The sequence below is a fragment of the Plantibacter sp. lyk4-40-MEA-4 genome, assembly GCF_030209415.1.
GTDB lineage: Bacteria > Actinomycetota > Actinomycetes > Actinomycetales > Microbacteriaceae > Plantibacter > Plantibacter flavus_A.
Genome location: NZ_JARVSA010000002.1, coordinates 566,734 through 586,780, shown reverse-complemented (window position 1 = coordinate 586,780; position 20,047 = coordinate 566,734). Strand labels below are relative to the sequence as shown.

Sequence of the window (20,047 nt, the reverse complement as noted above, 5' to 3'; positions counted from 1 at the left end):
TGCTCAGGGACCGGGGATGGTGCTCAGGGGCCGGGTGGTGCGGGTCGTTCAGTCGACGGCGAGGAAGACGTTCTTCGTCTCCGTGAAGGCGAGCGGGGCGTCGGGACCGAGCTCGCGCCCGAGACCCGACTGCTTGAACCCGCCGAAGGGGGTGGAGTAGCGGACGGAGGAGTGGGAGTTGACGGACAGGTTGCCCGACTCCACCGCTCGAGCGGCCCGTATCGCGCGACCGACGTCGCGGGTCCAGATCGAGCCGGAGAGGCCGTACTCCGTGTCGTTCGCGAGGGTGAGAGCGTCGGCCTCGTCCTCGAAGGGCAGGACGGCGACGACGGGACCGAAGATCTCCTCCCGGACGGTGCGGTCGTCGCGGCCGGGCGTCAGGACGGTCGGCGCGAACCAGTACCCCGGGCCGTCCGGGGCGCTCCCGGTGAAGGCGACCGGCGCACCCTCGGGCACGTACGAGCGCACGGCGGCCAGGTGTGGAGCGGAGACGAGCGGTCCCATCTCGGTTGCCTCGTCGTTCGGATCGCCGACGACCACACCCTGCACGGCCGGCTCCAGCAGCTCCATGAACCGCTCGTAGACGCTCCGTTGGACGAGGATCCGGCTCCGGGCGCAGCAGTCCTGGCCCGCGTTCTCGAAGACGCCGTAGGGGGCGGCGGCGGCCGCGCGTTCGAGGTCGGCGTCCGCGAACACGATGTTGGCGCTCTTGCCGCCGAGTTCGAGGGTGACGCGCTTCACCTGTTCCGCCGCGCCGGCCATGATGCGCTTGCCGACGGCGGTCGACCCGGTGAAGACGACCTTCCGGACGGTCTCGTTCGTGACGAAGCGCTCGCCGACGACCGATCCGCGGCCCGGCAACACCTGGAACAGGCCCTCGGGCAGGCCGGACTCGAGGGCGAGTTCACCGAGGCGGATGCTCGTCAGGGGCGTCCATTCCGCGGGCTTCAGGACCACTGCGTTCCCTGCCGCGAGCGCCGGCGCGAAGCCCCAGGCCGCGATCGTCATCGGGAAGTTCCACGGGGTGATGATGCCGACGACGCCGAGCGGTTCGTGGAAGGTGAGGTCGATGCCGCCGGCGACGGGGATCTGCTGACCGAAGAGCCGTTCGGGTGACGCCGAGTAGTACTCGAGCACGTCGCGGACGTGACCGGCCTCCCACCGCGCCTGGGTGATGGGGTGGCCGGAGTTGACGACCTCGAGGCTGGCGAGGTGCTCGCGGTCGGCGTCGACCGATGCGGCGAACCGGCGGAGCGCCTGGGCGCGGTCGGCGGGGCTGACGGCCGCCCAGGACCGCTGGGCGATAGCGGCGCGGGCGATGGCGGCGTCCGTCTCGGCGAGGTCGAGGTGCTCGACCGTCGTGACGACGTGCTCGTTCGCCGGATTCAGGATCGTGTAGCTCACGGTGTGGTGCTCCTGCTCTCGGTGCCGGGTGTGGTGCTGGTGCTGAGTCCTGCGGTGGTCCCGGCGTCGCGGTGTCGACGCGCGGCGTCCACGAGCCCGGCGAAGAGGCGCCGGTCGGCCGTCTCCTCCTCGGGGTGCCACTGCACGGCGAGACCGAAGGGGACCGTCGGCAGTTCGACCGCCTCGATGACGCCCTCCTCGGTGCGGGCGGTGACGACGAGTCCGTCGGCGACGCGGTCGATCGACTGGTGGTGGTAGACGTGCACGTCGAGCTCGTCGTCGTCCTGCCGGAGCAGCGCGGCCAGCCGTGAGTCGGCGTCGATCGCGACGGTCTTCGGCCCGAAGACTCCCTCGCCGGGCTGGAAGGAGTCGTCGCCGACGAGGTCGGGGAGGTGTTGGATCAGCGTCCCGCCGAGCGCGACGTTCAACAGTTGTGCGCCACGACAGATGCCGAGGAACGGCAGCTCGGCGTCGATCGCCGCCGTGAGCAGCGCCTCCTCCCAGGCGTCCCGATCCGTCCGCGGCCGACCGGTGCGTGGGTGGGCGGCCTGCCCGTACAGGCCGGGGTCGACGTCGGCGCCACCCGAGACGATGAGGCCGTCGAGGCGGGCGAGCACGGAGGCGGCCACCGCTCGGGTGACCGGCTGGGGTGGAAGGAGGACCGCGATCCCGCCCGCATCCGTCACGGCGTCGAGGTACACCTTCGGCAGGAAGGACGCCGGGACGTCCCACACCCCGGTCTGGGCCTGTTCAAGGTAGGTCGTGACACCGATGAGCGGAGCGCTCGAGACGGGCGGGTCGGTCGCCGGGACGTCCGGGTCAGAGGCGTTCAAAGCCGCGCACCCGCTCCCAGTCCGTCACCGCGGCGTCGAAGGCGGCGAGTTCCACCTTCGCGAAGTTCAGGTAGTGGTCGACGACCTCGTCACCGAAGGCCTCGCGGGCGATCGTCGACCGCGAGAAGAGCTCGGCCGCCTCCCGGAGCGAGGTCGGGACGCGGGGCGCACCGCCCGTGTAGGCGTTGCCGCTGGTCGGGTCCTCCAGTTCCAGTTCGTTCTCGATGCCGTGCAGTCCGGCGGCGATGAGGGCGGCGACGGCGAGGTACTGGTTCACGTCGCCACCCGGCACCCGGTTCTCGACGCGCATGCCGAGCCCCCGGCCGACGACCCGGAGCGAGCAGGTGCGGTTGTCGTGTCCCCAGGCGACGGACGTCGGGGCGAAGCTGCCGTCGACGTAGCGCTTGTAGGAGTTGATGTTCGGCGCGAAGAACATCGTCAGCTCGCGCATCGCGGCGAGCTGCCCGGCCAGGAAGTGCCGGAAGAGCTTCGACATGCCGTCGGGCGCGTCGGGGTCCGCGAACACGGCCGAACCGTCTTCGCCGCGGAGGCTGATGTGGATGTGGCAGCTGTTGCCTTCGCGCTCGTCGAACTTCGCCATGAACGTGAGGCTCTTGCCGTGGGCGTCGGCGATCTCCTTCGCCCCGTTCTTGTAGATCGAGTGGTTGTCGCAGGTGACGAGGGCGTGGTCGTAGCGGAACGCGATCTCCTGCTGCCCGAGGTTGCATTCGCCCTTCACGCCCTCGCAGTACATGCCGGCGCCGTCCATGGCGTTGCGGATGTCGCGCAGCAACGGCTCCATGCGGGTCGAGGCGAGGATCGCGTAGTCGATGTTGTAGTCGGTGGCGGGGGTCAGCTTCGTGTAGTCCTTCGCCCAGGCCTCCCGGAAGGTGTCGTCGAAGACGAGGAACTCGAGCTCCGTGCCGACGAACGGGACGAGGCCGCGTTCCGCGAGCCGTTCGAGCTGGGCGATGAGGATCTGACGGGGTGAAGCGACCACCGGGGCGTCGTCGAGCCACTGGAGGTCGGCGGTGACGAGGGCCGTGCCCGGCAGCCAGGGCGCGCGGCGGAGGGTCGAGAAGTCGGGGATCATCGCCATGTCGCCGTAGCCGCGTTCCCAACTCGACATCGCGTAGCCGTCGACCGTGTTCATCTCGACGTCGACCGCGAGCAGGTAGTTGCAACACTCCGCCCCGTGCTCGGCGACGTCCTCGACGAAGAGGCGTGCCGAGACGCGCTTGCCGACGAGTCGGCCCTGCATATCGGTGAACGCGAGGATCACGGTGTCGATCTCGCGCGCGGCGACGGCCGTCGTGAGCTCCTCGAGCGTCAGGTTTCCTGAGCGTGGGTGCATGGCAGCTCCTCGTTGATCGGGGGACCCGTCGTCGGCGTTCTACCTCGATGGAGAACTGAAAGGTCGCGAACCCGACCATTACATCACAACGCCTCCAGCGGATCGATGCATTTGCGAGAGGGATTTCCTCACAAAGGTATGTACACGCGACCATTGCGGGCCCTAGAGTCGGGCCAACCGAATCTGAGGACGTTGTGCGAGCCCGACGAGCGCGCAACCCGAGCGACAGGACGCATCGATGGCTGACGACACGCGCAAGATCTCCGGGGTGACCTACACCGCGGCCGGCGAGGGGTACTTCGAGAAACGCAGCCTGAAGCGGTCGGCCGGGGTGTGGGGCCTCTGGGGCCTCGCGGTCGCCGCGGTCATCTCCGGCGACTTCTCCGGCTGGAACTTCGGCATCGACTTCGCCGGGTTCGGCGGCATGCTCATCGCCTTCGTCATCCTCGTCGCGATGTACTACGGGATGATCTTCTCGATCGGGGAGATGGCCGCGGCGATGCCGCACACCGGTGGGGCCTACTCCTTCGCGAGAGCGGCGATGGGACCGCTGGGCGGGTTCGTGACCGGACTCGCGGAGACCATCGAGTACGTCGCGACCACGGCCGTGATCGTGTACTTCTCGGCCTCCTACGCCGACGCCATCACGAGCGAGCTGCTCGGGTTCTCCATGCCGTCGCCCGTGTGGTGGGCGATCCTGTACGTCGCGTTCATCGCGCTGAACTCCGCCGGTGCGAGCATCTCCTTCCGCTTCGCGATCGTCGTCTCGATCATCTCCATCGGCATCCTGCTCGTCTTCTCCGCGATGGCGATCTTCTCCGGCCAGTTCGCCTGGGCCAACCTGTTCGACATCGTCCCCGACGCGGGCCAGACCGAGTTCCTGCCGCACGGCGTCCTCCCGATCCTGTTCGCGCTGCCCTTCGCGATGTGGTTCTTCCTCGGCATCGAGGAGCTGCCGCTCGCGGCGGAGGAGTCCCACAACCCGGTGCGCGACATCCCGAAGGCCGGGTTCTGGGCTCGTGGCACGCTCATCGTGACCGGCCTCCTCGTCCTCTTCCTCAACACCGGCGTCATCGGTGCCGAGGCGACCGGGACGGCAGGGGAGCCCTTGCTCGACGGCTTCCGGGCGATCGTCGGTGACGGCGCGGCGGCGGTCCTCGCGCTCTTCGCCCTCATCGGGCTCCTCGCCTCGCTGCAGGGCATCATGTTCGCCTACGGTCGCAACATGTACTCGCTGTCCCGCGCCGGGTACTACCCGCGGTTCCTCTCCCTCACCGGCAAGCGGCAGACGCCGTGGGTGGCCCTCGTGGCCGGGGCGATCATCGGGTTCGTCGCGTTGCTCATCGTCGACGCGGCCGGCGGATCGGGCGGCGTCGCCGGGGCGATCGTGCTGAACATCGCGGTCTGGGGCGCGGTGCTCGCGTACCTCATGCAGATGATCGCGTTCCTGCTGCTGCGGAGGAAGTTCCCGAACGCCAAGCGGCCCTACCTGAGCCCGTGGGGTGTCCCGGGGGCGGTCATCGCGGCCGTCATCGCCGCGCTCATCTTCGTGGGCTTCCTGCTCAACCCGACGTTCCTCCCGGCGATCATCGCGATCGTCGTCGTCTACGTCGTCATGCTGGTCGCCTTCGCCCTCTGGGGTCGCCACCGGCTCGTCATGTCACCGGAGGAGGAGTACGCGGTCTCGGGCGGCCTGCACGGCGACCCGGAGACCGAGGGCTACGGCGGCGCGACCGAGGCGGAGCTGCTCGCAGCCGACCGTCCTGAGGACCCGGGCTCCGGCACGGCGCGTTGACCCCCGGACGCAGCCGCCCCGATGCGGGACGGCGGCGGCGTGGCGTCCCGGAGCCCCGGCGAGTCGTACCGACACGCCGGGGCTCTCGCGCGTCGGGGACGCGGACCGCCCCCATCCGGGCGACTGCGGCGATGGGGGTCACAGCTTGTAGACTCTCCGACGTGACGGACGCACGAGCTCAGCTCATTGACCACATCTCGGCGGAAGCCGTGTTCCACGGTGACTTCACCCTGACGAGCGGCAAGAAAGCGACGTACTACGTCGACCTCCGCAAGGTGAGCCTCGACCACCGCGTCGCGCCCCTCATCGGGCAGGTCATGATCGACCTCATCGCCGACGTCCCCGACGTCTTCGCGGTCGGTGGCCTCACCATGGGTGCCGACCCCGTCGCCGCCGCGATCCTGCACCAGGGTGCCGCGCGCGGACTCACCTACGACGCCTTCGTCGTCCGCAAGGAGCCGAAGGACCACGGCCGCGGCAAGCAGGTCGAGGGCCCCGACCTCCAGGGCAAGCGCGTGATCGTGCTCGAGGACACCTCGACCACCGGTGGATCACCGCTCAAGGCGGCCGAAGCACTCGAGAAGGTCGGAGCCGAGGTGGTAGCCGTCGCCGTCGTCGTCGACCGCGCGACCGGCGCCCGCGAGATCATCGAGGCCGCGGGCTACCAGTACCTGGCCGCGATCGGCCTGGAAGACCTGGGACTCGTCTGATGTCCGGCGACGGAACCGGACGCGGCGGGGCCGGGCTGCCGGAGGAACCCGCGGACGGAACCGATTGGCTGCTCTCGCAGCTCGACGCCGACGACACGGAGGCGATCGAGACGCAGCCCGACACCGACGCGGTCGACGAGCACCCCTCGGCAGGCGTCGCTCCGGCGCCCGCTGACGACGATCGGACGCGAGTCCTGCCGGTCGTCGGCGACACCGATGCCCAGGCCGCCGCTGCTTCGTCGGTGGCTGCGCCGGTCCCGGCCGAGCCCCAGTGGTCCGCGCCCTCCGTGCCGGATGCGCCGGCGGCTCAGACGCACGCTGAACCGACGCCTGCTCCGGTCGAACCGCTGCCCGCTCCCGTCGAGCAGACGACCGCTGCCGCCGAGCCGAACCCCGCCGCCTCGGCCACTGCTCCCGGTGAATTCGCGAGCGAGGCCGAACTCCTCGCCTGGTGGCAGAACCAGGTGCCGAACCCGGCCGACGACGCGACACCGGCCTCCGCACCGCCGGCGCCGGATGCACCCAGCGCGGAGCCCGCCGCACCCGCCACGCCTGCAGCCCCGGCCGACCCGATGCCCGAGGAAGCTCCCGTCCGGTCGGAGGGTCTGCGCCACCCGAACGCCCTCGAGCTCCCGGTCGTCCCGCCGACCCCTGCCCCGGCATCGCCGGTGCCGCCCGCTCGCAACGAGCTGACGGTCGACACCGACTCCGTCCTCCAGCACGCGCCCGCCGGCACCTTCCGGCCCGCGCCGACGAACCCGGTCGTCCTGCCACCCGTCGCCGACGAGCCCTGGAGCCTCGGCGGCAGCGACGACATCGACGCCGACCCAGCAGCCCCCGAGGACGTCTCGACGGCCGTCCTGCCCACGGCCCGAGCGCTCGCGGCCGACGACCCGGCGGCCTGGGCCGCGGTCGAGGCCGAGGAGATCGGCGCGACCACCGCCACCTCGTCGCCCGACGATGGCACTCCCGCCGCACCGCTGCCGCCCGCCGCCCCGCCGGTGACGCCGTCGCCCACCGCCGCGGACCGCGATGTGCCGTCCGGCTCCGCGTCGACACCCGACGCCGAGGTGCAGGACGACGATCTGCCGGAGGGCTCCTGGAGCCTTTCCGAGACGTTCGGCGACGACGTCCTCGGCGGAGAGACCGTCGAGGTCCGTGACACGACGATCGACGCTTCGACGCCCCTCGCCGCACGCCCCGACGAGGCCACGGCCGATGAACCGGCTGCCGACGAGCCAGCTACCGACGACGTCTGGACAGCCGAGCCGGCGCCTGCCGAGTCCGCAACACCGCGGACGGATCCGCTGGCCTGGTTGACGGAACCGTTCGGTGAGACGTTCGGCGCCGCGCCCGCGGCACCGGAGGAGCAGCCGTCTCAGGTGGAACCGGTCGACGAAGCGCCCCAGCCGCTCGACACCGCAGACGAGTCCGTCGTCGGCACCATCACCGAGGAGGCGACGTCCCCGTCCTCGAGCGAGTCGGTCCAGCCGACCGCCGATTCGGATCCCGAGCCCGCGTCCGACGGCGTCGTCGCCTCCGAGCCGATCACCCCCGCGGCACCGTTCCGCTGGGACACGGTCGCAGCGGCGTCGCCCGCGAGCGCTGCGGAGCCGACCTCGCCCGCCGAGGTCCCGTGGCCCGAGACGGTCCCCGACGTCGACGCCGAACCGCTCGATGAGACGCGGCCGTTCGACAGCCTCGGCGGCCCGGGCTTCTCGGCCCTCGCGGGTGCCGCAGCCGCAGCAGCAGCCGTTCCTCCGGCGCCGACACCCGACCCCGATGCCGAGTCCGGCCGTGACGATGCGCCGGCCGACGACGACGCGACCGACACCGCCGACGTCCCCCCGGCCTTCGGCCCGCCGACCCCGAAGGCCGAGCGTTCCATCACGGAGCTCATCTCCCTCGACGGCGTGCAACCCGAGCCCACGGTCAGCCCCTTCGGCACCGCACCGTTCGTGTGGGACCTCGCTCCGAACGACGCCCTCGACCCGCTCGTGCACGCGGCTCCCACGACCCAGCCCATCCCGGTCCCGCCGGTGGAGTGGGAGGGCGCCGAGTCGTCAGCCGTGAGTGCGGAGTCCCCGTCGGAACTCGCGCTCGAGGGCGAGGTGCCCGATGCCGCGTTCATCGCCGGCGACGTCCAACCCTTCGCTCCGGGCCTCGCCGCCGTCACGCTCGGTCGCCCGCTCGTCGACGGACCCGGTGACGAGTTCGCCAGCTGGACCGACGACGCGACCGAGACCGACGGCTCCGCGCCGGACGCCGCACCGATCGTCCCCGCCGCGAACGACACGGTCGACCTCTTCCCGACGCTGTCGCTCGGTGGGTTCGACGCAGCCGTGGCGGCCGGTGGCCTCGCCGCCGCAGGGGCCGCAACCGCTGCCGGTGCCGCTTCCGGCCTCGGCTCGGACGACGACACCGTCGTCACGGAGACCTCGGCCGACCGCGCCGCCGATTCCGCTCCCGAGACGGCACCGACCCCGGTCATCGGGACCCCAGCTTCCGAGACCCCGGCGTTCGCCGTCGACCCGGAGGAGCTCGACGACGAGTTCGACGAGGAGATCGTCGAGTTCGACGCCGTCCCACTCGCTGCGGCGGGCGTCACACCGCTTCCGTCGTTCGTGCCGGACGGGGCCGTCGCCGACGGTGCGACCGATCCCACCACGGGTGCCGCCGCGTCGGATCCCGCGGTCGCTGACCAGGACTCGATCGACCCTGAGCCGGTCGGCGAGCCCGAGCCGGTCAGCGAGGAGCTGCGGCTCGAGTCGCTGTTCGACCTCGGACCGGAGACGGATGCGGTCCAGGTCGCCTCGGTCGAAGGCGCCGCGACCGACGGTGAGCCGGCTGCCACGCCGCTCGCCGACACCGAGCAGGCCGAGGACTCCGCCACGGTCGCCCCTGCCGATCCGTCCGATCAGCCCGACGCCACCACCACCGCCACGGCGGAGGCGGCCTCAGCACGGTCGCTCGCCGACGCCTTCGCCGCCGAGGGCGGCTGGTCGCTCCAGGCCGACGCGATCGCCGACCCCGATCTCCCGCTCGCCCCCGTCCCGGGCCTCGTCGCCGCCGACGGCACCGATGTCGGCGGCACGGATCCCGACGACGACACCGGCGGGTCCCGGCGGAACGGCGCCCACGCCGCCGGAGACGACGACAGCGCTCCACACACCTCCCAGGCGGCCGAGCCGGATGTCGCCTCGGACACCGCGCCCACACCGGTGACCCCCGCCTCGGTGTCCGTCTTCGGCGCACACGCCGCGGCAGTCCCCTCGCAGGGGCCGATCGCGAACGTGCCGCAGACGGCGCCGGCCGCGCTCCCGGGCGAGACGGTCGCGTTCCCGGAACTCGACGGCGCGAGCGCGCTCACGACCCCGGCCGCGGCTGCGGGTATCGTCGGCGCCACCTTGCCACCGCAGGCCACGCAGTCCGCGCCGGACCGCGATCTCCCCGAATACCGCGGAGAACACGCGGATCAGGGCATCCCGAAGGCGCTGCTCTGGGCGGTCGTCGGCCTGGGGGCCGCGGTCCTGCTCCTGCTCGCGTTCTACTTCGGAACGCTCGTCGGTGCCGCGAACGCGGCCGGTGCGGCTGCGGACGCCACGATGCCGAGCGTGTCCGCAGGATGGTCGACGGCCGGAGCCCCGGACACCCTTTGACGACGCACCCGACGTCGTCGCGGGTCAGGCGACGTCGATGACGGTCACACCCGTCGAGCGGTCTCCGGATGCCAGGGCGACGAGTGCCGCCGGCGCCTCGTCGAGACCGATGCGGTGTTCGATGAGATCCTGCGGACGCAGCGCACCGCTCGAGACGAGCTCGAGCAGCTCCGAGTAGTCGGACGCCGGCATGCCGTGGCTGCCGTGCAGTGACAGCTCCTGCGAGATGATGCGCGGCAGCGGGAGGGTCGGTTCGCTCGAGAACAGGCCGATCTGCACCTGACGGCCCATCGGTGCCAGCGCCAGGAGGCTGAGGCGCATCGTGGACTCACGCCCGAGGGCTTCGACCGACACCTGCACGCCCGCCGGTGCGGCTTCGGCGATGCGCGCGAGGACGGCGGCCTCGTCGAGACCGCTCGAGTCGATCGTGTGCGTGACGCCGATCGACGCCGCGCGCGCCAGGGCCGAGGCGTCGATGTCGACGGCGATGACCTCGGCACCGAGCGCGACGCCGATCATGGCGGCGCTCAGCCCCACGCCGCCGCAGCCGACGACGAGCAGGCGCTCCCCGCTGCGGAGCCCGGCGCGGTGGACGAGCCCGCGGAAGGCCGTCGCGAACCGGCACCCGAGGAGGGCGGCGGCACCGGCGTCGAGGGACTCCGGCACCGGGATGAGGTTCACGTCGGCGTCGTGCAGGGCGACGAGCTCGGCGTAGGAACCCCAGTGGGTGAAGCCCGGCTGCGTCTGGTTCGGGCAGACCTGCCCGTTCCCGGCGAGGCACTGGGCGCAGCGTCCGCACGCGCACACGAAGGGCACCGTGACGCGGTCACCCACGCGGAACCGCTCGACGGCGGGGCCGACCGCATGGATACGCCCGACGAGTTCGTGGCCGGGCACGTGGGGGAGGGCGATGCCGTCGTCGTGCCCGAGCCAGCCGTGCGCATCGCTCCGGCAGAGACCCGTGGTCTCCACGCGCACGACGACGCCGGCGTCGGACGGCACCGGATCCGGCACGTCGCGGACCTCGGGCTCGGCGGTGAACTGGTCGTAGACGACGGCGCGCATGGAAGTCCTCGGTGCGTGGCGGGGCGGGAACGGAACGGTGGGGATGATGGTGGCCGAACGGCCTAGATCTCGACCTCGACGGGCTCCGTCACGAGGTCGATGACGCCGCTCAGGATCTCGTTCGGACGGAACGGGTAGCGGTTGATCTCGGCCTCGTCACTGATGCCCGTGAGCACGAGGATCGTGTGGAGACCGGCCTCGATGCCCGCGACGATGTCGGTGTCCATGCGGTCGCCGATCATGCCGGTGTTCTCCGAGTGCGCGCCGATCTTGTTGAGCGCCGATCGGAACATCATCGGGTTCGGCTTTCCGACGACGTAGGGCTCCATGCCGGTGGCCTTCGTGATGAGCGCCGCGATGGCACCGGTCGCCGGAAGCGGACCGTCCTTGCTCGGTCCGGTCGCGTCCGGGTTCGTCACGATGAAGCGCGCGCCGCCGGCGATGAGGCGGATCGCCTTGGTGATGGCCTCGAACGAGTAGTTGCGGGTCTCGCCGACGACCACGTAGTCGGGGTTCGTCTCCGTCATGGTGAAGCCGGCCTCGTGGATGGCCGTGGTGATCCCGGCCTCCCCGATGACGAACGCCGAGCCGCCCGGCTCCTGCTCGGCCAGGAAGGCGGCCGTCGCGAGCGCGGAGGTCCAGATGAACTCCTCGGGCACGTCGAGCCCAGAGGCGCGCAGCCGGGCGCTCAGGTCGCGCGGGGTGAAGATCGAGTTGTTGGTGAGCACCAGGAAGGGCGTCCGCTGGTCCTGCCACTGCTGCAGAAGCGCGGCGGCACCCGGGAGGGCGTGGTTCTCATGGACCAGCACGCCGTCCATGTCGGTGAGCCAGCATTCGACCTCGTCGCGTCGTGACATGCGTTCCTCCAGGTGCTCCGTGCGGGCTGCGCGAGCGCTGCGCCGCGGGGGTGGCGCGGCGTCGGGCCCGGACCTCCAGTGTGGCACGGCGCGGGTAGGGTTGGCTGGTGCCAGAGACCCCGCTCCACCCGGACGACCCGGTCGCCGGCCCCGATCAGGCCGAGAGCCCGACGGCCGGCGTCGGTCCATGGCAGGGGGAGTGGCCGGACGACCCCTGGTACGACCCCGAGCTGCTGCGCGAGGGCGACACCCGGAACGTCGTCGACCGCTACCGCTACTGGTCGATGGAGGCCATCGTCGCCGACATCGACGACCACCGCCATCCGTTCCACGTCGCCATCGAGAACTGGCAGCACGACATGAACATCGGGTCGATCGTGCGCACCGCCAACGCGTTCGCGGCCGACACCGTCCACATCGTCGGCCGCCGTCGGTGGAACAAGCGCGGAGCCATGGTGACCGATCGCTACCAGCACGTCGAGCACCACGTCGACGTCGCGGCGCTCGTCGCCTGGGCGTCGGCGGCCGAGCTGCCGATCATCGCGATCGACAACGTGCCGGGGTCGGTCCCGATCGAGACGTTCCGCCTTCCCGAGCGGTGCCTCCTGCTCTTCGGACAGGAGGGGCCTGGGCTCTCACCGGAGGCGCTCGCCGCTGCCGACGCGGTGCTCGAGATCACCCAGTTCGGGTCGACGAGATCGATCAACGCCTCCGCGGCGGCAGCCGTCGCGATGCACGCCTGGGTCATGCAACACGTCTCCTTCGACGCGTCCTGATCGGGTTGGCCCCCGTCCGCGGGTGGTTTCGAACGGCACCCGTGTCCGTACCTCAGGAACACCTCAAGATTGCCTCAATTGCCCCCGAGGTCCCCCAAAGTGCCGACACCCCCCGGCATACTGTCTAGCGGAGCAACACTCCACCGCTGAACCCGAATCCCTCCGGCACCCGAAGCCACCGAGGGCCACCGCACGGACCCGAATCCGTGCGGTGCGAATCGGCGGTCACCCGAAGGATGAATCGAAGATGAAGCACCGCTCTGCCCTGGGAGTCTCGCCCGAACGAGGAACCCACCCGTCCAAGGTCCGTGGCGTCGCCGCGCTCGCCGTCCCCGCCGCCCTCGCGGTCGCCCTCATCGTCGGTGTCGCCGCGCCGGCTCAGGCCGAGGCCCGGGTCGACGAGGCGTCGAGCTCGATCAGTGCGACGCAGACCGGCTCGAGCGAGCTCATCGCTCCGGCCGGTGCGTTGTTCGCCTCGCTCCTCATCTGGGGGGCCGGAGCCGCCTTCGCGACGCGTCGTCGGATGCTCGCCGAACAGCGTGAGGAGGCGTCGCTGCTCTCCCGCTGAGCAGCGCGCTGCACCCGCAGCTGATCGCCGTGGCCCGAACCACGACGCTCAGCTGCTCCAGACGGAACGCGCCCGTTCCGTCGCACCGGTGGCCGCCGGGAGTCCCCCCACTCCCGGCGGCCTCCGGTGTTTCCGGGATGTGTCGGCGGGGTCTTCGCCCCGGACGAACGCCGGTCCTTCCGGTGGCTCGACGACCGTTCCGAGAATCTGCCGCGTTCCGCGTCATGATCGCGCCTCCGGTCGATCACTCAAGGGAGTGCAACGCTGTCGGGCGGACCCGAACCCGGATCGACGCGGCGCTCAGACGCCGACGTCGAACGATGCCCGACCCGAATGGGCGTCGCACGCAGCAGGCCGACCACACGCGCCGGAGCGTCGTCCGACCCGAGGACGACGCTCCTGCGGGCTCCTGCGCGCTCGATGGCTGCCTAGCCGATGAGGCTCGGCCGGAGGTCGCGGAGCGTCCTGGCGTGCGTCATCCGCGTCACGCCGATCGCCGAGAGGCTCAGTGCGATCGCCAGCCAGGCCAGCAGGACCCCGGCGTCCTGCAGGGCGGCGTCCATCCGTCCCCCGTACATCAACTGGCGCATGCCGTCGACGGCGTAGGACATCGGGAGCACGTGGTGCAGTGCGGCCAGCGGCGCCGGGAGTGTCTGCCACGGGAACGTGCCTCCGGCCGTGACGAGCTGGGCGACCATGAGCACGAGGCCGAGGAACTGCCCGACGCTGCCGAACCACACGTTGAGCGTCAGGATGATCGCCGCGAAGGTGAGGGACGCGAGCGCCATCATCCCGTAGGTCGCGAGCGGGTTGTGGACCTCGAAGTGCAGGGCGCCGGCGAGGATCCCGAACAGCGCGACCATCTGGATCGTGCCGAGGAGGCCGGGCGTGAGCCAGCCGGCGACGGTCACCTTGATGGGGCTGTGGAGCGCCGTGATCGCCCGCCGCGAGACCGGCTTGACGATGAGGAAGAGCGCGTAGATGCCGATCCAGGCGGCGAGGCTGACGAAGAACGGCGCGAGTCCCGCTCCGTAGGTGCCCGCGCTCGTCACCGAGGAGTTGGTCAGCTTGACCGGGTCGGCGATCGTCTTGGCCTGGAGTTCGCGGGAGTCCGCGGTGGTCGCGGGGATGGCGTCCGCGCCGGACTGCAGACCGTCGCGGAGGGTGACGATGCCGTCACGGAGGGTGCCGAGGCCCGTCTGCAGGGTCGCGAGGCCGGTCTGCAGCGACGCCGCACCGTCGGCGGCCTGCTGCGTCCCCGAGGCGAGCGCTGGCATCGCGTCACTCAGCGTCCGCGCGCCTCCGGCGACCTGCTGGGCGCCGCTGTTGAGCTGGTCGACCTGCGAGACGACGGTCTGGACGCGCTCGTTCGCCGTCGTGGCGTCGGCTGCCACCGGATCGAGGAGCGCCAGCACCTGGGCGATCTGCTCGGGGGTGAAGCCGTTCTCCGCGAGCGTCTGTGAGATCTGGGCGCGGGCCGTGGGGATCGAGTCGACGAGTCGCTGGGCGGCTGCTCCGACCTCGTCACCCTTGCCGGCGAGCGTCGACGTCCCGGACGCCACCTGCTCGGCACCCGAGGCCAGTTGATCGGTCTGCGAGGGCAGACTGGCCGTCCCCGCGGCGATCTGGGCCGTGCCGGACGCGAGGGTCGCCGCGCCCGCCTGGGCGGTCCCGGCGCCGTCGAAGGCCTGCTGTGCGCCGTCGGCCAGTTGCGTGGCGCCCGAGGTGGCGTCGACGAGCTTCGTCTTGATCGTGTCGAGAGCGATGAGGAACCGGCCGGCGGCCTGACGGTTGACCGTCTGCACGATGGTCGCCTTGATCTGCTTGACGGCCTGCTCGCCGATCGTCGTCGCCAGATAGCTGTTGGCGTCGTTGGTCGTGAGCTGCACCGTCGCCTGCTGCGGGGCGTCGCCCGACGCGGAGGTGAGCGAGGTCGAGAAGTCGGCGGGGATCGTGACGCTGAAGTCGAAGGTCCCGTCGTTCACGCCCCGGGCGGCGTCGGCCGCGCTGACCTCGTGCCAGGCGAACGAGCCGTCCTCGATGAGCTGGTCGGCGATGTCGTCGCCGTAGTTCTCCGTCTCGCCGGTCGCATCGCCGGTGGTGTCGTCGGTCGCCGGCGCACCGGTGTCCTCGACGACGAGGGCGACGGGCACCTGGTCGAGCTTGGCGTACGGGTCCTGGTTCGCCCAGAGGTACAGGCCGCCGTAAAGCAGCGGGACGCACATGAGGGCGACGAGGGCGAGTCGCGACATGGGCGTGGCCCACAGGCGGGACAGTTCGGCGCGGATCATCGCGAAGATCTTCACAGGAGGTCCTTCTGGGGACGGGTGGTGCGGGATGAGGTGGTGGCTGGACGGTGGTGGTGCACGGTGTGCGTCACGACCAGTCCTGCTGGAAGAGGGGGACGAGTTCGTCCGTGGCGTTCTCGGACACCGGGGCGTCCGCGGTGGCGTTGATGGCTGTCGCCGAAGCGTCGCCGGCGATCACGAGGACGCCGTAACCGCGGGCGGCGAGCTTGCGGGCGAGGTTCCACCACTCGAGCGGGTCGCCGCCGTGGCGGTCGGGGGAGACGAGGACGAGTGCGGTGACGTCCTCCCGGAGGACCGCTAGCTCGGTGAGGAGCCGCACGCGGTCGGTCGGCGCGACGGTCGAGATCGGCTGCTTCGCGAGGTGTGCGAGGTCGAGCGACTCGAGGAACCGCGCGACGGCGAAGGGGTGGCTCGCCCGGCCGGCGAACATGAGCTCCTCGGCGACGACGCCGGAGACCGCGACGCCGCTGGCCGGTTCGGAGACGTCGGGCGCGTCGATGAGGGCGATCACGCGGCGCATCGTCTTGCGGTCGGTCGCTCCGTCGACGAGGACGGTCCCGGTGTCGGGCTTCATCCGGCCGGAGGCGATGAGGCCGAGGACGGTCGGCCGCTGCTCGGTCTCGGCGCGGGCGAAGGTCGCCTCGCCCGTCCGGAAGGAGAGGGAGGTCGGCTCGAGGACGATGCCGCCCTTGCCCTTGGAGACGCCGTCGAGTTCAACGCGCATGGGAGGACTCCTCGTTCGTGGCGGTGCCGGCGGTGTGCCGGTGGGTGTCTGCGTGTCCGGTGTCGGCGCGGTCGGCGACCGCCGTGGCGTCCTGCCACGACAGACCGACAGCCCCGAGGGTGGCGAGCATGACGAGGCGGCGGCCGGCGCTCGTCGAGAGGCCGGACCGGGTCGCCTCTTCGAGCACCCCGACGGCCGTGCTCTCGACGAGTCGGGCGAGGACGCCGGCGTCGATGTCGGGGCGGATGGAACCGTCCGCGACACCGGCCTCGACGGTGCGGAGGAGGAGGGTCCGAACGGGTTCGAGGGCTGCCGCCGTGACGGCCCGGAGCGGTCCGCGGACGGCGAGCGGCGCCATGATGCGGACGTGGTCCACCTGGGCCCAGAGGACGTCACCGATGAGCGCGATGGTGGTGAGCGGGTCCTCGCCTCGGACGGCCGTGATCGACGCGGCGACGCGCTCGGCCCCAGCCACGACGACGGCGTTCACGAGCTCGTCGCGCGTGGCGAAGTGTCCGTACACCGAACGGCGGGTGAGGCCGGCGGCCGCCGCGATGGTCTCGAGGCTGGCGTCGGGGTCGCTGCGGAGCGCCAGGCGGGCGGCTTCGAGCAGCGCGAGGCGGTTCTCGGCGGCGTCGCGACGAGGGGCGCGCGACCCGCTCGCAGGCGCTTGGGTGGTGGTCATGCCAGCGATCGTACTATCTTGCACAGCTGTGTGCAATATCGATGTCGGAGGATGCGGCGAGCTCTCAGCGAGGGCTGACAGCTTCCTCCCACGCCGGGCTCCGGGAACGGAGCTATGGTTGAACGATGACCGGTGAGAATCTGATGGCAACCCCTCCGACACTGCTGCCGGACGACAGCGCCACCGATGCCGAGTTCCACGCGGCCGTCGGTTCGATCGAGGCGCTGGCGGACCTCCTCGCGGCCCACCCCCGCTCCTCGCTCGGCTGGGCGCTCCTCGCCGACGCCGTCCACGACCCGCAGTCGCCGATCCCCGGCTACGCGGCCGCGCGGGTCGGGTACCACCGCGGCCTGGACTCGCTCCGTGCCGCCGGCTGGCGCGGTCAGGGCCCGATCCCGTGGTCGCACGCGCCGAACCGCGGGGTGTTGCGCTCGCTCTACGCGCTCCGCCGCTCCGCGAAGGCGATCGGCGAGACCGAAGAGGTCGAGCGTCTCGACACCTTCCTGCGCGAGGCCGACCCCACGGCGTCGGAGGAGATCGAGTACCTCGTCGCGGCGGCGGCCCCGCCGACCTCCGCGATCGTCATCCTCGGCTCCGACTGACCCCTTCCCCGGTCCCTGAGCTTGTCGAAGGGCAGGCCGCGTCCCCGGTCCCTGAGCTTGTCGAAGGGCCTACAGGCCGAGCGACTCCAGGTACGCCGCCGTGTCCTGCCAGCCGTGCACGGCCACCGACGGCACCCCGAGCGCGAGGACCGGGTAGTCGTTGCCGCCCTCGTCGAGACGGTCGCCGACGAAGACCATCTCATCCAGCGGGATGCCCGTGTGCTCGGCGAGCCGCGTCATGCCGAACGCCTTGTCGACGCCCGCCATGGTGATGTCGACGGAGGTCGAGCCGCCGGAGCGGACCTCGAGGTCGGGGAGCAAGGCCTGCACGGCGGCGCGCAGCGACTCCTTCTTCGCGCCGTCGGGGTCCCAGGCGGTCTTCTCGGCGACCGGCGCTGCCTGCCCGAGGGCGGAGAAGGTGATCTGCGAGCCGCGGTCCTCGAGGATCGGTCCCCAGGTATCGTCGGCCCAGAGGCCGAGTCGCTTGGCCTCGGTCTCGAGCGCGCCCATGGCGCGGGCCTTCTGGTCGTCGGTGAGGTCGTGCTTGTAGACGGTGACCCACGCGGTGCCGTCGAAGCGGTCGTACCGGGTGCCGCAGGTGGGCATGAGGTGCAGTCGGCCGAGGGCCTCGGGCGACGCGGCTCCGAGCCGGTCGAGCACCTGGTTCTGGAACTGCACGATCTGGCCGCCCGAGATGATGCACACCGAGGTGCGTTCGAGGAGCGCGACGAACAGTTCGGCCATGCGAGGGTCGAGCGCGGACTTCGACGGGGCGAGGGTGTCGTCGAGGTCGAAGGCGACGAGGCGCGGCAGGGAGGTCATGGGTTCCGTTCGGTCGGTCGAGAGGACGGTCGTCGAGGGCCATCGGCAGGCAGGACGGCCGCCCGAGGCCTGAACATCCCCTCATGGTATCGAGCGCAGCCCGGGACTCGGTGCCCGTGACCCTCCTCCGGTACGATGGAGGGGTGCGTGCACGAGACGCCCGCCCGCAGAGGGTGGGCGTCCGGCCTGTCAGGGCGTGGTTCCCCAGCGGATCCGCCGGGCACACGAGAATCCGGAAGGGGCGGCATCCAGATGCCAGCAATCGTGATCGTCGGCGCCCAGTGGGGCGACGAAGGCAAGGGGAAGGCCACCGACCTGCTCGGTGACCGCATCGACTACGTCGTGAAGTTCAACGGCGGCAACAACGCGGGGCACACGGTCGTCATCGGTGACGAGAAGTACGCGCTCCACCTCCTGCCGTCCGGCATCCTGACGAGCGGCGTCGTCCCCGTCATCTCCAACGGTGTCGTCATCGACATCGAGGTGCTGTTCCACGAGCTCGAGGCACTCCAGGCCCGCGGCATCGACGTCTCGCGCCTCCTCGTGAGCGCCAACGCGCACGTCATCACCCAGTACCACCGCACCATCGACAAGGTGACGGAGCGCTTCCTCGGCAAGCGTCAGATCGGCACCACCGGCCGTGGCATCGGCCCGGCCTACGCCGACAAGATCAACCGCGTCGGCATCCGCATCCAGGACCTCTTCGACGAGAACATCCTGCGCCAGAAGGTCGAGGGCGCCCTCGACCAGAAGAACCACCTGCTGGTCAAGGTCTTCAACCGCCGCGCCATCACGGTCGACGAGATCGTGGCCGACCTCCTCGCCTACGCCGAGCGACTCCGCCCGATGGTGGCGGACACCGCGCTCGTCCTGAACGAGGCGCTCGACGACGGCAAGATCGTCCTCTTCGAGGGTGGGCAGGCCACGATGCTCGACGTCGACCACGGCACCTACCCCTTCGTCACCTCCTCCAACGCGACCTCGGGTGGTGCGGCCACCGGCTCCGGTGTCGCCCCGAACCGCCTCGACCGCGTCATCGGCATCGTCAAGGCCTACACGACCCGCGTCGGCGCCGGCCCGTTCCCGACCGAGCTGTTCGACGAGTCCGGCGACTACCTCCGCTCGAAGGGCTTCGAGTTCGGCACGACGACCGGCCGCCCGCGCCGTGTCGGCTGGTACGACGCCCCGATCGCCCGGTACGCGGCGCGCATCAACGGTGTCACCGACTTCGTCCTGACGAAGCTCGACATCCTCGACGACCTCGCCACCATCCCGGTGTGCGTCGCCTACGAGGTCGACGGCGTCCGGGTCGACGAGGTGCCGGTCTCGCAGACCGACTTCCACCACGCCGTCCCGATCTACGAGGAGTTCCCCGGCTGGCAGGAGGACATCACCGGTGTCCGCCGCTTCGAGGACCTGCCGAAGAACGCCCAGGACTACGTGCTGGCGCTCGAGGCGATGAGCGGTTCGCGCATCTCCGCGATCGGTGTGGGTCCCGGCCGCGACGCGATCGTCGTGCGTCACGACCTCGTCGACTGACCCGAGCAGCGAACGACGAGCGTCGAACGCGCCATGGTGGACGAATCCAGTCAGCCGTCCCTGCCCGGGCTGCCACCGGTCGAGGAGCTCACGAGCGGTGAGGTCAGGCCTCGCCCGGCGGTGCGTGCCCAGCGCGACACCGGAGCGCTCGACCCACGGGTCCGGCGCGCCCTGGCGACGCTCGACGACGATCCCGACCTCTCGCTCGTCACCCTCGCGAACGCGCTCGGCATCACCCGCGCGACGCTCATCCGGATCGTGCGTGAGGCGATCGGCATGACCCCGAAGGAGTACGCGGCAGGCGTCCGTGCCCGCCGCGCCTCCTGAGCGGGCGCCGATGTCAGA

At 71.2% G+C, this 20,047-nt stretch carries 17 protein-coding genes; 8 read left to right on the top strand and 9 right to left on the bottom strand.

Annotation, left to right across the window (positions count from 1 at the left end):
- Window positions 1-48 precede the first annotated feature (48 nt).
- Genes QRN44_RS04805 through QRN44_RS04795 form a run of 3 tightly spaced genes read right to left on the bottom strand, consistent with a single transcriptional unit; the run spans window position 49 to window position 3,591 of the window.
- Window positions 49-1,404 carry an aldehyde dehydrogenase family protein gene (locus QRN44_RS04805; RefSeq protein ID WP_285038415.1) on the bottom strand — a complete coding sequence of 452 codons (1,356 nt, stop codon included), beginning with the start codon at window positions 1,402-1,404 and terminating at the stop codon, window positions 49-51.
- The gene (locus QRN44_RS04800; protein ID WP_121291549.1) at window positions 1,401-2,237 is read right to left on the bottom strand and encodes a gamma-glutamyl-gamma-aminobutyrate hydrolase family protein; all 837 of its coding nucleotides are present in this window, start codon (window positions 2,235-2,237) and stop codon (window positions 1,401-1,403) included. The genes QRN44_RS04805 and QRN44_RS04800 overlap by 4 nt, the downstream gene beginning before the upstream one ends.
- Window positions 2,224-3,591 (bottom strand): glutamine synthetase family protein, encoded by a 1,368-nt coding sequence (locus tag QRN44_RS04795; protein ID WP_121291550.1) that lies wholly within the window; start codon window positions 3,589-3,591, stop codon window positions 2,224-2,226. The genes QRN44_RS04800 and QRN44_RS04795 overlap by 14 nt, the downstream gene beginning before the upstream one ends.
- Window positions 3,592-3,829: 238 nt before the next feature.
- On the opposite strand from QRN44_RS04795, the gene QRN44_RS04790 reads away from it, so the two are divergent.
- The 3 genes from QRN44_RS04790 to QRN44_RS04780 all read left to right on the top strand — a co-directional run bounded on the left by QRN44_RS04790 (window position 3,830) and on the right by QRN44_RS04780 (window position 9,755).
- Entirely contained in the window at window positions 3,830-5,386 is a 1,557-nt protein-coding gene (locus tag QRN44_RS04790) for an amino acid permease (RefSeq protein ID WP_121291551.1), read from the top strand.
- A gap of 161 nt (window positions 5,387-5,547) precedes the next feature.
- Window positions 5,548-6,096 carry an orotate phosphoribosyltransferase gene (pyrE, locus tag QRN44_RS04785; protein ID WP_175116436.1) on the top strand — a complete coding sequence of 183 codons (549 nt, stop codon included), beginning with the start codon at window positions 5,548-5,550 and terminating at the stop codon, window positions 6,094-6,096.
- Complete coding sequence (locus QRN44_RS04780; RefSeq protein WP_285038414.1) at window positions 6,096-9,755, top strand: hypothetical protein; 3,660 nt, start codon at window positions 6,096-6,098, stop codon at window positions 9,753-9,755. Before pyrE ends, QRN44_RS04780 begins: the two co-directional genes overlap by 1 nt.
- Window positions 9,756-9,779: 24 nt before the next feature.
- Here the strand turns inward: QRN44_RS04780 and QRN44_RS04775 are convergent, their stop codons facing one another.
- Entirely contained in the window at window positions 9,780-10,820 is a 1,041-nt protein-coding gene (locus tag QRN44_RS04775; protein WP_175116434.1) for a zinc-dependent alcohol dehydrogenase family protein, read from the bottom strand.
- Window positions 10,821-10,882: 62 nt separating this feature from the next.
- The gene (locus QRN44_RS04770; protein ID WP_071262240.1) at window positions 10,883-11,677 is read right to left on the bottom strand and encodes an HAD-IIA family hydrolase; all 795 of its coding nucleotides are present in this window, start codon (window positions 11,675-11,677) and stop codon (window positions 10,883-10,885) included.
- Window positions 11,678-11,784: 107 nt separating this feature from the next.
- On the opposite strand from QRN44_RS04770, the gene QRN44_RS04765 reads away from it, so the two are divergent.
- Both QRN44_RS04765 and QRN44_RS04760 read left to right on the top strand, forming a co-directional pair.
- Window positions 11,785-12,453 (top strand): TrmH family RNA methyltransferase, encoded by a 669-nt coding sequence (locus QRN44_RS04765; protein ID WP_079001339.1) that lies wholly within the window; start codon window positions 11,785-11,787, stop codon window positions 12,451-12,453.
- A 247-nt stretch (window positions 12,454-12,700) separates the two neighbouring features.
- Window positions 12,701-13,021 carry a hypothetical protein gene (locus QRN44_RS04760; protein WP_121291555.1) on the top strand — a complete coding sequence of 107 codons (321 nt, stop codon included), beginning with the start codon at window positions 12,701-12,703 and terminating at the stop codon, window positions 13,019-13,021.
- A 428-nt stretch (window positions 13,022-13,449) separates the two neighbouring features.
- Here QRN44_RS04760 and QRN44_RS04755 read toward each other — a convergent pair whose 3' ends face one another.
- The 3 genes from QRN44_RS04755 to QRN44_RS04745 all read right to left on the bottom strand — a co-directional run bounded on the left by QRN44_RS04755 (window position 13,450) and on the right by QRN44_RS04745 (window position 16,739).
- Window positions 13,450-15,327 carry a YhgE/Pip family protein gene (locus QRN44_RS04755; protein ID WP_121291556.1) on the bottom strand — a complete coding sequence of 626 codons (1,878 nt, stop codon included), beginning with the start codon at window positions 15,325-15,327 and terminating at the stop codon, window positions 13,450-13,452.
- 70 nt (window positions 15,328-15,397) lie between these two features.
- On the bottom strand, window positions 15,398-16,054 hold the full coding sequence (locus QRN44_RS04750; RefSeq protein WP_064295550.1) for an ATP-binding cassette domain-containing protein: 657 nt from the start codon (window positions 16,052-16,054) through the stop codon (window positions 15,398-15,400).
- A complete protein-coding gene (locus QRN44_RS04745) occupies window positions 16,044-16,739 on the bottom strand; it encodes a TetR/AcrR family transcriptional regulator (protein WP_121291557.1) in 696 nt (231 codons plus the stop codon). Before QRN44_RS04745 ends, QRN44_RS04750 begins: the two co-directional genes overlap by 11 nt.
- 125 nt (window positions 16,740-16,864) lie before the next feature.
- On the opposite strand from QRN44_RS04745, the gene QRN44_RS04740 reads away from it, so the two are divergent.
- Window positions 16,865-17,341 carry a DUF3151 domain-containing protein gene (locus QRN44_RS04740; RefSeq protein WP_064295552.1) on the top strand — a complete coding sequence of 159 codons (477 nt, stop codon included), beginning with the start codon at window positions 16,865-16,867 and terminating at the stop codon, window positions 17,339-17,341.
- Between the two features lie 69 nt (window positions 17,342-17,410).
- Here the strand turns inward: QRN44_RS04740 and QRN44_RS04735 are convergent, their stop codons facing one another.
- A complete protein-coding gene (locus QRN44_RS04735; protein WP_285038413.1) occupies window positions 17,411-18,163 on the bottom strand; it encodes an HAD-IIB family hydrolase in 753 nt (250 codons plus the stop codon).
- 252 nt (window positions 18,164-18,415) lie between these two features.
- Between QRN44_RS04735 and QRN44_RS04730 the strand changes: the two genes are divergently transcribed.
- On the top strand, window positions 18,416-19,702 hold the full coding sequence (locus QRN44_RS04730) for an adenylosuccinate synthase (protein ID WP_064295554.1): 1,287 nt from the start codon (window positions 18,416-18,418) through the stop codon (window positions 19,700-19,702).
- Between the two features lie 36 nt (window positions 19,703-19,738).
- Window positions 19,739-20,029, top strand: a complete 291-nt coding sequence (locus QRN44_RS04725) for a winged helix-turn-helix transcriptional regulator (RefSeq protein WP_197479053.1) — start codon at window positions 19,739-19,741, stop codon at window positions 20,027-20,029.
- Window positions 20,030-20,047: the final 18 nt, after the last annotated feature.